The sequence below is a fragment of the Fibrella aquatica genome, assembly GCF_041321135.1.
Classification (GTDB): Bacteria; Bacteroidota; Bacteroidia; order Cytophagales; family Spirosomataceae; genus Fibrella; species Fibrella aquatica.
Genome location: NZ_JBGGWF010000003.1, coordinates 609,637 through 623,535, shown reverse-complemented (window position 1 = coordinate 623,535; position 13,899 = coordinate 609,637). Strand labels below are relative to the sequence as shown.

The following is a 13,899-nucleotide window of genomic DNA, read 5'->3' as shown; positions in this document are numbered from 1 at the left end:
GCTTCGCTGTCATTAGGCTTCGCCGTCATTAGGCTTCGCCGTCATTAGGCTTCGCTGTCATTAGTGGTCATTAAGTAGTCATTGATAGTTAGAACAACAAATGACTACTTAATGACCACTAATGACGGCGAAGCCTAATGACAGCGAAGCCTAATGACTATAAAATCAAGGGTGCATAAATGCCCAGCCTTCCTGCTGGCGAATAATCAATTCTCCGTTGCCGCTAGGTACGTAGCTGACAAACGGAAATAACGAATCACGGCTGATTTTGCGCTCCCGCATGGTGTTTTCGCACATGGCCAGAATAACGCCTTTTCCCTGTAATGCCTGCACCATTGCTTCGTAAGGCTTGTCTTTCTGAAAGACCGCGACACCCGATCCGTGAACAACAAGTTCCACGTCGAGCTTACCCGCCAAACGTGGATCAGCGATGGCATTTTGAATGTTTTTCAGCGTGCCCTTAATCTTCGATTCATCATCTGAGTTAAGTTGGTAAACCACCTTATAGCGCGCCTTTGTCGCTTCAGCTCCCTGAAACGTAGTTGCCGTTGTTTGGGCGCTAACAGATACTGTAGCTCCAACGAGCAAACATCCAATAAGCAAAGAGGTCATTTTCATGAGTTCGTCAGAATTTTCTAACTCAAATATACCCTTTCTGGATGAATGGCAGGAAAGAAGACAGTCTGGGGTACGAACAAAATAGTTATATAAGGGACATCAAAATGATCTTATCATAAAAACCTATCCCTCCCCTTCAACACTTAAGTGAGCCGTATGCTTTTGCTGGATAACAATTTTCCAGTTTGTTTTTATGTAGTCCGACGCTGCATAAATGAACATGATAAGGCCCGCCATTTCCAAAAACTCTTCCAGATGGGTTGTCAATTTATAGCTAAGGCTTTGCTCGCCATCTACCGTAAAAAAGTTGGCTCCTACCATCTCGACTCCAATGGCACCACCCACATACAGAGCCCCGGCCAATAGAATAAAGCCTGCGGTTCGTTGGGGCAAGGTTCGTAGAAAAGGAATATAGAATGCCAATACAGTCAGGGCGAACAGGGCACCGGGAATCACCCAGGTCCAGTGAAGAAAATTGCTTTCCGGCGCGTAGCCCTGCAACGTACTGGCATTCATCAGTTCATGAAATCCGGTTGCTTCATCCATCGCTAACAAGAGGAAAATAGCCCCCAGAACGGCCCATTGCCTATTTAACGGATGAACTGATGCTTTATCTCGACTAACAAACCACGACAAAAAGCTGGCCGCCAGTAGTAGCAAAACCGTGTAGAACATTGGAATGCTCAACTCAGCATCCATGTTTGTTTTATCGATCAGGTGATGCACGTAACGGTGCAGGTTCATGTAATCGGTGTAGAGACGGGCATATACCCCCAGTAAGCTGATCAGGGTAAGCAACAAGGCAACGCCTAGCAGTCGCATGCCGAGCCAAACGGGCGCGATAGGCAGGTGGATGGATTGGGCTGTAAATTTTTTCATTGTTTTTCATATGGGTGTTGAGTAATGTTTGTGTCAATCAGCGTACAGCCACGCCTTCTTTTATGTCTTCTCTCGCGTTGATCACGATGGGGTCATTGGCTTTCAAGTCACCAAAAACTTCCTGCATGTTGCCCGATTGCTGCCCCCGGCGAATGTCTACGTAATGCGCCTTACCATCCTGCACTTTGATCACATACTGCCGCTCGGTAGAGGTAATGACCGCCGATGTTGGCACGGCCAACGCGCCCGGCGCTCCATTTGCCGACAGGATAAGTTCAGCAAACATGCCCGGTCTCAGCTTGCGCGATGCGTTGTCGACGTCGATTTCAATCGTTTCGGAGCGGAACTGCTGGTTCATACTCCCCGACCGGCGGCTTATTTTCCCCTTAAAGGTGCTGCCGGGCAGGGCACTCACCGTAAACGTCACCAGCTTTCCCTCACCCATGCCTGCACTGTATACTTCAGGAATATCGGCTACCAGACGCAAGCGGTTTTGTTGCTGCAATACCAGCATTGGCCGGTCCATTTTGGCCCCTGCCCCTACCAGTGCCCCAGGGTGTACGTTTCGTTCGGTGATGTAGCCATCGAACGGTGCCCGCACGGTCAGGTAAGACCGTAGTTTGGTCAAAGCGCGGTAACTGGCCTGTTCGCCAAGCAAAGAGGCACTGTCGGCCTGAAGGCGGGCGTAGGCAGTTTCCAGATCCAGTGCCGACACCGAGCCGGGTACCTTATTGCTGGCTCGCAGGCGGCGGTAATGCTCGCGGCTGGCCACCAGCAGGGCCTCAGCCTTGAGCGTGTTGGAGCGGGCCGCCACCAGTCGTTCCTCTGTTTCGGGCGCATCGAGTACCATTAATACCTGCCCCTTGCGGACGGCTGAACCTCGATCAACCAGTACGCGTTCAACGAAACCGCTGGCTCTGGGGTAGATGCTCACTTCCTGATAGGCTTGAAATTCGCCCGGTAGCTGCACGTCCTGCCCCACGCTTTGCCGTGAAACGGTTCCGATCTGATACGTTGGCTTCGCGGCTTCTTTACGATTCGTTTTTTTGCGGGTCTTTTCATCGGCCGATTCCGACGAGGAACAGCTGGCAAACAGAGCGGCGAGCAGACACAGGGCAGCGCCTTTATACAGGTTGGTCTTCATAAGTCGAAGGTTGGATTGCCGGCGCGAGGCCGCTGGTTGATTCGGGTGTGGTCGTTGGTTCGGGGTCGTGATCGTCGGGGAGCAGCGACAGGTTAGTAAAGGGCGTTGAGCGTTGAAGCCACAGATACACCTGCGGAACAATGTAGAGCGCGGCGAGCGTAGAGGCGATCAGCCCCCCAATAACGGCCCGGCCCAACGGGGCCACCTGCTCACCGGCTTCACCCGTACCGAGGGCCATAGGCACCATGCCCGCAATCATGGCCAGCGAGGTCATCAGTACCGGACGAAGTCGAAGACCCACGCTATCGACAGTAGCCCGGCGCAGGTCGCGGTATTCCCAGCGAAGCCGCTCGGCGTTGGTAACGATCAGAATGGCGTTGGCAACCGAAATACCCACCGACATAATGATGCCCATATACGATTGCAGGTTCAGCGTACTGCCCGTCAGCAACAGCAGCGCAATGGCCCCCACCAGTACGGCAGGCACCGTGGAAAGCACCACAAACGACAGTTTGAACGATTGATAGTTAGCCGCCAGCAAGAGGAAAATAACCAGCACGGCAATGCCCAGGCCAAGTTGCAGACTATCGAGCGTTTCGGTCAGCAGCGACGACATACCCTTTACCTGCGTCACCAGCCCCTTAGGCGTTTCGCCCAGCCGGGCAATGGTCTCTTCTACTGCCGTAGTTGCCGAACCCAGATCGCGGTGATGGGTATTGGCCGAGACGGTTACGAAGCGACGGGGACCCGTACGGGCATATTCGCCGGGTAGCGTATCGACAGAGAACGTGGCCACATCGCCCAACACGGGACGTACCTGACCCGCCACCAACGGAATCTCCTGCAACTGCGACAGGTTACGCATAGCGTATTCGGGAATCTGCACCTGTACTTGATACGTGTAGGCCGCTTTCTGATCGAGCCACTGGTTTTTCTCCGTATATCGGCTCGATGACGTAGAGGCGGTGATGGAGCGGGCGGCCTGTTGCAGACTCAAGCCCATCATGGCCAGTTTTTGCCGGTCCAGTTTGATGTTGATTACGGGAAACGACAGGGGCTGCACAATGCGCACATCGCGGAGGAACGGTACCGTCGACAGACTATCGACGAGTTGGTTGGCGTAGCCCGCAATCTGTTTCATATCGCGCCCCGCTACCTGCACTTCAATGGGCGTGGTGGCCCCACCACTCATCAGCTTTTCTGTGAGGTCGGCGGGTTCAAACGAAAGCGTAAGGTCGGGCATTTGCTCGCTTACGGCCTCCCGAATCCGTTCTTTGAGGTCCTGAATATTGGTGTGATACTCCTTGTCGAGGGCCACTTTGATCACCGCATCGTTACTTCCGCTGGTGCTGACATACAGATTGGTAGTGGCATAGTTGGTAGGCACCACACCCACGTAGGCCGACGATACGGCCAGGTTTCCGTCCGTTGCTTCGTCGACCAGGGTCAGCAGTTGCCCGACTCGTTCTTCGGTCCGTTCAAGCCGGGTGCCGTCTGGCGTTTTCATCCGAATGACCAGTTGCCCGGAGTTGATCTGGGGCAGCATGTCTTTTCCGATCAGCACAAAACCGAAGCCCGCCAGCAGCAGAATAGCCACGAAATAAACGCCGATAATCAGACCATTTCGGTTCAGGAGCCGATCTGTCTGGGCCGAGAAGCGGTAACGTACCCGGTCGAAAAAGCCGGGTTTAGCTTCTTCCAGCGCTGGAACATGGTGCGCTTTCATCAGCCAGTTCGACAATACCGGCACCAGGCTCTGAGCCAAAAAATAGGACACCGTCATGGCAAACCCGATCGAGAGCGACAGGGGTAAAAACATAGCTCTGGGTACGCCCGACATGATAAACGACGGCGCAAAAACGGCCAGTATACACAGCAGAATTAGCAACAGCGGTAGCGCCACTTCGCGGCAGGCATCATAAATAGCCAGTTTTTTGGGCTTGCCCTGTTCAAGATGCTGGTGAATGTTTTCGATCGTTACCGTGGCCTGATCTACCAGAATTCCAATCGAAAGCGCCAGACCCGACAAGGTCATGATGTTGATGGTTTGCCCGGCCAGGCTCAGGCACATGACCCCGGTAATGACCGACACGGGAATGGTGATGATCACGATCAGCGATGAACGCCAGTCGCCCAGGAACAGCAGCACCATCAGGCCCGTCAGCAACGCACCCAGTCCACCCTCGAACAGCAGACTTTCTACGGCGTTGATCACAAACACCGACTGGTCAAACTCGTAATTTACCTCGATATCGTCGGGTAACAGGCTACGCATTTCGGGCAGTTTCGCCTTGAGGCGCGTCACCACGTCCCAGGTTGAAGCATCGGCCGTTTTTACCACCGGAATGTAAGACGACCGGCTTCCGTTCACCAGTGCATAGCCCGCCGTTACGTCAGACCCATCCTGAACGGTGGCCACGTCGCTCAGAAAAACCGTGCGGTGCCCACTCGTAACCACCGGAATCCGGCCAAAATCTTCGACCTGCTCTTCCAGCGAATTCAGCGTGGTGATATACGTGGTATTGTCGACCCGGATATTACCCGACGGGGTCATGGTATTGTTGGCCGCCAGTGCCTCCACCACTTCGTCGGGCGAGATGTTCATACTCCTGATTTTCTGCGGATCCAGGTTAATGACGATCGTGCGCGAGTTGGTACCAATTGGGGGCGGCGCGGTCAGGCCGGGCACGGTGGAGAAAAGCGGTCGGATACGGGTTACAGCCAATTCGTGAATTTCTTTCAGCGAACGGGTTTTGCTGGAAAACACCAGATCGCCGATCGGAACCGACGACGCATCGTAGCGAACCACCTGCGGCGGTAAGGCGCCCGGCGGAAAAAATTTCATAGCCCGGTTCACCTGAATGGCCACTTCAGCCGCCGCCTGCGCCATGTCTGACCCTTCGTAAAACGCCAGTTTCACCACCGTCAGTCCCTGTACGCTTCGGCTCTGAATTTCGCGAACACCACCGATGTACAGAAACTGATCCTGCATGCGGGTGGCAAAAAAGCCCTCCATCTGCGCGGGCGACATCCCTCCATACGGTTCAATCACATAGATCACCGGCGAGTTAAGGCGCGGAAAAATGTCGATCGGTATTTTGGTGGCCGACAGGATGGAAAACACCACGATGCCCGCCACAATGACCAGTACCGAGATGGGACGCTTTAAGGAAGTTGACAGCAGCGACATACGTAGTTAGTTAACATTGAGCGGGTTATTGGCGGAACAGGGCAAAGAAATCAGCGAAATTATTGGTGGCATACGCCCGTTGCAGCCGTAGTCGCGCCGCCCGGTTTTGCGTGGCTACGTATTCTTTCTCAATAGATGTTAGCAGGTCGAGCGCATCGGTCAGGCCCAGAATACTTTCGAGTCCGTTGTTGTAGCGCGACACGCGCTGCTTGTAGGCGTCGTTGGCAGATTGAAGCGCAATGGGGAGTTCGTCCAGCTTGTAGCGCACCACCGCCAGCAACGAATCGGCCGAGGTGAGGGCGTTTTGCAACTGTACCCGCTCTACGGCCAGTTGGCTGGTGGCTTCCTGCACCCGAAACTGCTGAAGCTGGGTACGTCCGTTCATTCGCCGCAGGTCGGTCAGGTTAATGGTAGCGGCTACACCCAGCAAAAAGTTAGCCCGGCTATAGACCAGACCCGATTCCAGCGGCCCGTACTTGTTATTGACATCTAGACTGGAGCCCCGCGCCCAGGCCGAGGTCAGGAGTGATACCCGAGGCAGCGCCGCTTTCCGAATCAACTCGATTTCGGCCGTTTGCCGGGTCACCAGCCGATCCTGCAAGCGGAGCAACGGGTGCGTGTTGGCTGGTGTCTCGGTGGTTGCAGGCGTCATGAGTGCCGCTACCCGAAACGTGGTGTCGATTTGCATACTGGCCAGTGGCCGACCGGTAAGCGTAGCCAATTGAATACCCGCTTCCCGGTAGTCTTCGAGCACCTGCCAGTAGGCCAGCTTCGCTTTCGACAACGCCACAACGGCCAACGATGAATCAAGACCGGGTTTTATGCCGTTGCGCACCAGATTACTGATGATTTGCCGGGCAGTGTCTACCCGCGCCATATTCCGCTGTTCGATGGCCAGCGACTGCCGCAACCGCATCAGTTCCAGGTACGTGTTAATGACCACCTGCCGCAAGCCAAACTGTTCGCGTTCGAGCGCCGCTTCGCCCACCGAAATGTCGGCCAGGGCAAGTTTATCTTCCGCCGCAAACCGGCCAAAATTGTAGACTTCCCAATCCATGGTGGCCAGCGCAATATTACCCGTTGCCAGATTCATCGTGTTTTCGGCACGCCGCCCACCCGACGTTGGTACGATTAGACCGAGCGAGAAATAAGACCCGGATATGCCGTTGGCGGTGCCCAGCGTTATCTGATCGTGTACCCGAACATTAGGCAGGCGATTATCACGAATTACACGCTGATTGGCCCTTACAGCGTCGAGCGCCGAACGTTGCGCCGCCAGGGTGGGGTACTGCGCAAACGTGGCATCGAGCGCCCCTTCCAGCGTCAGTACCTGCGCTGAAGTAAATAAAGGCGTTAGGCATAAGAACAGGCCGACCGTGATTGAACCAAGGTGGAATTGGCTTCTTTTTAACATTCGGGAAATCGTTGAGTGAGGATGGTAGGTTGGCCCGACCAACCCATCTCTCAAAATAACTACCCGACTTATTAGAGACTTCTGAGAGAGTTGTTACAATTTGGTTAGAGTAACCCTATAGCATTGGAAGACAAATTCTTCTGCCGAATTTCGCAGGCCATAGCAAGAAGATGTATGAACGTATTGGTAGTTGAAGATGACGCAGAGCTGAACCAGTTCATTCAGAAGGGCTTACAATCGGAGGGCATCAGCGTAGCCGCCGCCTACGACGGGGTCATTGGCCGCGCCCTCATCAGCGAACGTCAGTTCGACGTGGTGGTGCTTGATGTGAACATGCCTGGCATGAACGGCTATGATCTGTGCCGGTACGTGAAGCAAAACTGGCCCGCTATTCCGGTTATCCTGCTCACGGCGCTGGGTAGTCTGGATAATAAAGTGCTGGGGTTCGAGTCGGGAGCCGATGATTACCTGACCAAGCCGTTTGCCTTTAAAGAGTTGGTTTTCCGCCTGAAAGCGCTGGCCCGGAGGCACCCGTCGCGGGCGCCCTTGCCCAAGCGCCTGGAACTGCTCGATCTGGCGGTCGATACCGAGTCGCATCAGGTGTGGCGGGCGGGCGAACGCGTCACGCTGACGGCCCGCGAATATGCGTTGCTCGAATATCTACTGGTAAAACAGGGCAAAGTGGTAAGCCGGATTGAACTGCTGGAAAACGTCTGGGATGTGCATTTCAACACCAACACCAACGTGGTCGACGTGTATATCAATTACCTGCGTCGAAAAGTCGATCATGTTGAGCCTAAGCTGTTGCAAACCGTGTTCGGCGTGGGCTACATGTTACGCGCCGACCCATGAGCATCAAGCAACGCATCACGATTGGCTTCGGCCTGCTGGTAGCGACCATGTTGCTACTTTTTTCGGCCTTTATTTTCCAGACATACGAATCGTACCGGCACTCGCAGATGTGTACCCGGCTGCAACGGCGGGCCCTGGCAGCGCAGTTGTTTTTTCAGAACAGGCAGGAGTTTCAGCGCACCAGCTACCTGATTTTGCCCGAACAGCACGAAGTCATTTTCGACAAGACCAACACCCGAATTTACACCTCCTCGGGACCCGACGATTACAACATAACGGCCAATTTACTGAAGCAGGCCCGTCTCGACGAAGTGTACTTCGAGTACGAAAGTCATCTGTGGGAAGCGCCTAAAGAAGGCGTTGCGCTGTCGTTTTTGCACGAAGGTGCCAGGTACGTTGCCGTGGTAACTGCCTATGATCTGGCCGGTCGGCAAACGAGCCGCAACCTCTCGGTCATGCTCGTTGCGGGAAACATTCTGGCCTTGACCATCATTGCCCTCGTTGGTTTCCTGTTTGCCCGCCGGGCCATGCGCCCCTTCGACGCGCTGATCGGTCAACTGGATGCCGCGACCGGCAACGATTTTTCGTTTCGGCTCATACCGACCACGACCACCGATGAAGCGGGTTATATGGCGGGCTCGTTCAATCAATTACTCAGTCAGTTACAGGCATTGGCCGTTAGTCAGGAAAACTTCGTCGCCTATGCCTCGCACGAGATACGCACGCCCCTGACGGTGGTGAAAGGCATTCTGGAAACCGCCCTTGCCTACGATCAGACCTTACCCGACGCCCGAAAAAGCGTGGAACAGGCCCTGCACCGCCTCGACGGGGCCATTGATCTGGCTAACGCATTGCTCAGGCTCGCCGAAGTTGAAAACCTGAAACCAACCCAGTTGCAGGAAGATCTCAATCTCGTAGATACTATTCTGGACACGGTCATGTATTTCGGCGAAAAATACCCGCATCAGCAAATCGACCTGCAATTAACTGATGAGTTTACCGAGCAGAGTTCAGCGATTCGGGTGATTGGCAATGCTACCCTGTTGCGCACCACGCTGATCAATATCATCGACAATGCGTGTAAGTATTCTGATTTTAAACCTGTCACCGTAGAGGTGTATTATCAATCGCCCTGGGTGGTCATCGACATTCGTGATCAGGGCATCGGCATTCCGGAGGATCAGCTTACCGACGTGTTTCTGCCCATGATGCGGGCCGGTAACGTGGGCACCATTCAGGGGTTTGGCCTGGGGCTGACCTTATCCAAGAAAATAACTGACATGCACCGGGGCCAATTGCTGGTCGCCACCCAACCCGGCCGGGGCACCACCGTATCACTGCAACTCCCCGCCTTACCATTGTAAGCACCCGTTTATGCATGCACCAAGCTACCCAGTTGTTTTAGGCGCAGGTGATAGAGGAGCATGATCGTTTTACCGTCCATAATCTCGCCGGCTTTAACCATGCGCAGTGCTTCGGAAAGCGGTAATTCCAGTACATCGATATCTTCCTCATCTATGCCACCACCAGCCTGTCGTGTAGTGTCGGCGGAGTATTCAGCGAGGTAGAAAAATAGCCGCTCCGTTACCGACCCCGGACTCATATACGCTTCCATTACCTTTTCTACCTTCGCAATCCGATACCCGGTTTCTTCTTCCATCTCCCGGCGAATCGCATCATCGGGTTCATCGTTATCGAGCAAACCAGCGCAGGTCTCGATCAGCATTCCCGATGCATTTCCGTTCACGTAGGTTGGCAAGCGGAATTGGCGTGTTAGAATGACGGTATCGGCAACGGCGTTGTACAGCAAAATGGTGGCACCGTTGCCCCGGTCATAAGCCTCGCGCTGCTGCGTAGCCCAGGTACCGTTGGCATGTTGATAATCGAAGGTGTACCGTTTCAGCACGTACCAGTTATCAGAAAGCAATTTTTCGTCAGTAATTCTGACACGCGGATTGGCCATATTGTTTGTTTTTGTTTGAATTTGTTCAATTTTGTGCAAATGAATTAATTATTTATGAATTTCCAACATCGAAAACGATTAATTCTTGACCTGATCGAGCAGCAGGAATCAGTTGAGGTGCGCGATTTGGCCAATCACGTGCAAACGTCGGAGATGACCATTCGCCGCGACCTGACCCAATTGGCCGCCGAGGGGTTGCTCTATCGCACCCGGGGCGGGGCCATGCGCGTAGATTTAGCTACGCAACCATTTCGATTCGAGCATAAAGCCGCGAGTCGGGCCGAACAGAAAGATCATATTTGCCAGTTGGCCGCGCAGGAAATTCAGGAAGGCGACACCGTTTTTCTCGATTGCGGAAGCACCGTTTTTCGTATCTGCCCCTATATCCGGCACAAACGTATTCGGGTTATCACCAACTCATTGCCTATTCTGGCCGAGTTGATGAACTCATCAGTGCAGCTCAATCTGGTTGGTGGCGAAGTAGATCAGCAGCGGCAGGCCGTTCACGGATTTATGGCCGAACAGCACCTTCGTCAGTACCGGGCCGACCGGGCATTTATTGGCGTCGACGGCATTTCGGTGGCTAATGGATTAAGTGCCAACAGCGAAAAGGAAGCAAGTACGGCCCTTAACATGGCGCAACAGGCCAAGCACGTTTACCTGCTCTGTGATTCGTCAAAATTCGATAACGATAAATACGTACACTTTGCCCCGCTTACATTGGCCCATACGCTGATTACCGATAAGGATGCTTCAGGCGAATTAGTAAACCGCTATAAAAGTGCTGGTATACAAGTGATGCAGTGATAGGGTATGTTTTTTTGGCTAGTCACTACTGCTTACGGTATATCGACTATCAAAGGGGCCGCATGCTAACAGATGTTACCAATTTACGGTCGTGAAGCAACATGGATGAGCGGGTTATGCTGTAGCTTAGCTATTCAGCTTTTTCCAAACGTCTGCCCATAATGCCTTCTTACCTTTATCTGTCTGTATTTATCTGGCTTGCGGGTAACCTGTCAACATATGCCTCGCCGCCGCCCGATTCGCTGCTCCGCAACCGGCTGTATAGCCAATGGCAGGCCGTTCGGTACAGCCATCCCGATTCGTCACTATACCTTGCCACGCAACTAAATCAACTTGCCCGGAAGAGTAAGAAAGACAGCGATTTGGCCCAAAGTCTGATGACGCTTGGCATTGTTGAGCGCGACCGGGGCAAATACGCCGAAGCAGTTATCCTGTTTCAGCAGGCCTTGCCCCACAGCGAACGAATCAACGATGACAACACCACTGGCTCAATCTATCAAAGCATGGCACTCACCTACAAGCGTATGGGTGATTCGCAACGGGTACGGGCTATCTGGCAGCAGGCACTCGCTTATGCAGAGAAAGCATACGCGCTCTTTGTAACGCATAGAGGTGCGCCGGGCGATATTGCCAATGCCCTCAACACCATGGCTATCATTCAGCGTGACCTTGAGCGGTATGAGGCTGTTCAACAAAACTACCATGCCGCCATTAAGCTTCTCGAACCGATTCAGCAAACGCTCGACCAAAAGGATATGGGTACGCTGGCTATTCTGTACGGTAATCTCGGGCAACTTATGCTTGACCAGGGACATTACAACAAGGCTATCCAGTTGATCACCAAGGCCCTGGCCATCAACACGACGATTAACCGAAAAACCAGTCTTGAGCACAACCACCGTAACCTGACTAAAACATACAGGCTTCAAAAAAACCTGCCCGCCTCGGCAGAACATGCGCGAAAAGCCCTGGAATACTCCCGGCAGATCGGCGATCCTCACCGGTTGTTCAACACGCTATCGGTTATTTACGAAACGTACAGTGCGCTGGGCGATTACGAAAAAGCATTCAACCTACTGTCGGAACAGAAGCTGATTGAAGATTCACTGATGCGCATCGACAAAGCCAGACAGATTGTGGCGCTTCAGGCCCAATACGACAACGAACGTACCCGGCAGCTAGCCGAAGTAACGGCTCAGAAAGACCGGTTGCTGGCCGAAACCAAAGCCCGACTCTTATTAGACCACGAAGGTGATCTGGCTCGGATTGAGGCCGATAAAACACGCGATCTGATGCGGATGAGTGCCAGAGCTCAGCTGGATAATGCCATCTTACGAAGTCGATACGCCAACGCGTCGAACCAGCAGAAAATAAGGCAGTTGGGAGAAGATTACAGTCGTCAGAGTTTGCAGGTGCTCTGGCTCAGCATTGGTGCATGCCTGTTTTGCCTACTGTCGGGCTTATTACTGCTACTGTACCGCCGAATAAAGGATAGCCGAACCAAGATTCAGACCCAATCGGAACAGATGAAACTGCTGATGCGCGAATTGCACCACCGGGTAAAAAACAACCTCGCTATCGTTTCCGGACTGCTGGAACTACAAGCCAACCGATTGGGCGACACCCCCATTCGGCAGGCTTTCCTGGAAAGCCAACAGCGCGTGCAGGCCATGTCGCTCATTCATCAGCGATTGTACCAAACAGACACAGCTACCCAAATTAACCTAACCGATTATACCCACAGCCTGATCGATTCGCTGATGGCCGCCTACGGCTACAGCCCCAATCAGCTCGAACGAAAAATATCGATTGAGGTGAGCGATGTAGATGTCGACGTTGCTATTCCATTGGGATTGATCCTGAATGAACTGCTAACCAATGCGTTCAAATACGCCTTCCCAAATACGGTGACAGCCCCCAAGCTTACCCTACGCATCTGGCAACATGAAGGACTCAATTTACTGCTCACCGATAACGGGCCTGGTTTGAATCTTCACGAATGGCAGGCAGGTCAGCTTCCGGGAAGGAGCGCCTCTTTTGGGCGGCGCCTTGTCTACAGTCTCAGCGATCAGATCGGAGCCTCGCTGGATGTGGCGGTAAAACAGGGAACGCGATTCACCCTCCATATACCTACGCATGAATTCCAGATGAACTGACCCACAAAAAGCGCTTATAGACCACTGAACTCCCGTAGTCTGCCGACATTAACCAGCATTTCATCTTCTTTGTCAGCATTTTAGAGAAACAGTTTCGATCAACCGGTTGGCTTCGCTTCCGGCTATCTATCGGCCGTCTGTTTCTATGGCACCAGCTTTACATTCCTTTAATTTCATATGGCTAGGCTTCGTTGTGCTGGGGGGACTTGTACTTGCCTGTGGCCTGTTAATTCAAAGGCTTCGACTGATCAGACTGGCCGTGCGCCGACAGGAAACCGACTTGCAAACATTGCGACAGGAGTTGAGCCACCGTGTAAACACCAACCTCGCCGTTGTGATTGGGTTGATGGAACTTCAGTTGGCCCAGGTTATTGACCAGACAGCCCGCCACCCGCTACAGCAAAGCCTTAGCCGGGTTCGGTCGGTAGCGCTACTTCAGCAACGACTCTACCAGGACAACGTACCCACCGCCATCAACCTGCGGCAGTATGTACAACGGCTCTACCAAACCCTCACCCGTACGGATGCTACCAATCTCACGCTGATGCTGGATACCGACGAATTAAGCGCCGATATGGCCCTGCCGGTTGGTCTTATTCTTCACGAACTGGTTGCCGATGCCGCCCTGCATGCCGCCCCCCAACAACCCAGACTTACGGTTAGCCTGACCAATCGGAAAGGTCTGTTGCTGGAGGTAACTGACAAAGGCCCTTCGCTCGACATCCAGAGTGCACCCTGGTCGCGGGCGGGGGTGGCTCTCCCCCAACGGCTCATCGAAGGATTAAGCGAACAGGTTGGGGGGGCCTGTTCCATGCAAGCGGGCCAGGGAATGCATTTTAAGTTATATATTGCTCCATAAATAAAGTATACTACTCG

The 13,899-nt window shown here is 53.4% G+C and carries 11 protein-coding genes; 5 read left to right on the top strand and 6 right to left on the bottom strand.

Annotated features, from left to right (window positions below):
* Positions 1 to 165: 165 nt before the first annotated feature.
* The 5 genes from ACAW87_RS10270 to ACAW87_RS10250 all read right to left on the bottom strand — a co-directional run bounded on the left by ACAW87_RS10270 (position 166) and on the right by ACAW87_RS10250 (position 7,245).
* Positions 166 to 618: a DsrE family protein gene (locus ACAW87_RS10270; protein ID WP_370723288.1), complete on the bottom strand. Its 453-nt coding sequence runs from the start codon at positions 616 to 618 to the stop codon at positions 166 to 168.
* Positions 619 to 741: 123 nt separating this feature from the next.
* The gene (locus ACAW87_RS10265) at positions 742 to 1,497 is read right to left on the bottom strand and encodes a DUF8692 domain-containing protein (RefSeq protein WP_370723287.1); all 756 of its coding nucleotides are present in this window, start codon (positions 1,495 to 1,497) and stop codon (positions 742 to 744) included.
* A gap of 37 nt (positions 1,498 to 1,534) precedes the next feature.
* Positions 1,535 to 2,641, bottom strand: coding sequence for an efflux RND transporter periplasmic adaptor subunit (locus ACAW87_RS10260; protein ID WP_370723286.1), 1,107 nt, complete (start codon positions 2,639 to 2,641; stop codon positions 1,535 to 1,537).
* A complete protein-coding gene (locus tag ACAW87_RS10255; protein WP_370723285.1) occupies positions 2,622 to 5,831 on the bottom strand; it encodes an efflux RND transporter permease subunit in 3,210 nt (1,069 codons plus the stop codon). Before ACAW87_RS10255 ends, ACAW87_RS10260 begins: the two co-directional genes overlap by 20 nt.
* Positions 5,832 to 5,856: 25 nt before the next feature.
* Positions 5,857 to 7,245 carry a TolC family protein gene (locus ACAW87_RS10250; protein WP_370723284.1) on the bottom strand — a complete coding sequence of 463 codons (1,389 nt, stop codon included), beginning with the start codon at positions 7,243 to 7,245 and terminating at the stop codon, positions 5,857 to 5,859.
* A 174-nt stretch (positions 7,246 to 7,419) separates the two neighbouring features.
* On the opposite strand from ACAW87_RS10250, the gene ACAW87_RS10245 reads away from it, so the two are divergent.
* Together ACAW87_RS10245 and ACAW87_RS10240 are read left to right on the top strand one after the other, a co-directional pair.
* On the top strand, positions 7,420 to 8,097 hold the full coding sequence (locus ACAW87_RS10245; protein WP_370723283.1) for a response regulator transcription factor: 678 nt from the start codon (positions 7,420 to 7,422) through the stop codon (positions 8,095 to 8,097).
* The gene (locus ACAW87_RS10240) at positions 8,094 to 9,461 is read left to right on the top strand and encodes a sensor histidine kinase (protein WP_370723282.1); all 1,368 of its coding nucleotides are present in this window, start codon (positions 8,094 to 8,096) and stop codon (positions 9,459 to 9,461) included. The genes ACAW87_RS10245 and ACAW87_RS10240 overlap by 4 nt, the downstream gene beginning before the upstream one ends.
* A gap of 8 nt (positions 9,462 to 9,469) precedes the next feature.
* Here the strand turns inward: ACAW87_RS10240 and nudK are convergent, their stop codons facing one another.
* On the bottom strand, positions 9,470 to 10,060 hold the full coding sequence (gene nudK, locus ACAW87_RS10235) for a GDP-mannose pyrophosphatase NudK (RefSeq protein WP_370723281.1): 591 nt from the start codon (positions 10,058 to 10,060) through the stop codon (positions 9,470 to 9,472).
* A gap of 54 nt (positions 10,061 to 10,114) precedes the next feature.
* Between nudK and ACAW87_RS10230 the strand changes: the two genes are divergently transcribed.
* The 3 genes from ACAW87_RS10230 (at position 10,115) to ACAW87_RS10220 (ending at position 13,882) form a co-directional block, all read left to right on the top strand.
* Complete coding sequence (locus tag ACAW87_RS10230) at positions 10,115 to 10,867, top strand: DeoR/GlpR family DNA-binding transcription regulator (protein ID WP_370723280.1); 753 nt, start codon at positions 10,115 to 10,117, stop codon at positions 10,865 to 10,867.
* A 161-nt stretch (positions 10,868 to 11,028) separates the two neighbouring features.
* Positions 11,029 to 13,023, top strand: a complete 1,995-nt coding sequence (locus ACAW87_RS10225; protein WP_370723279.1) for a histidine kinase dimerization/phosphoacceptor domain -containing protein — start codon at positions 11,029 to 11,031, stop codon at positions 13,021 to 13,023.
* A 145-nt stretch (positions 13,024 to 13,168) separates the two neighbouring features.
* Positions 13,169 to 13,882, top strand: a complete 714-nt coding sequence (locus tag ACAW87_RS10220) for a sensor histidine kinase (protein WP_370723278.1) — start codon at positions 13,169 to 13,171, stop codon at positions 13,880 to 13,882.
* Positions 13,883 to 13,899: the final 17 nt, after the last annotated feature.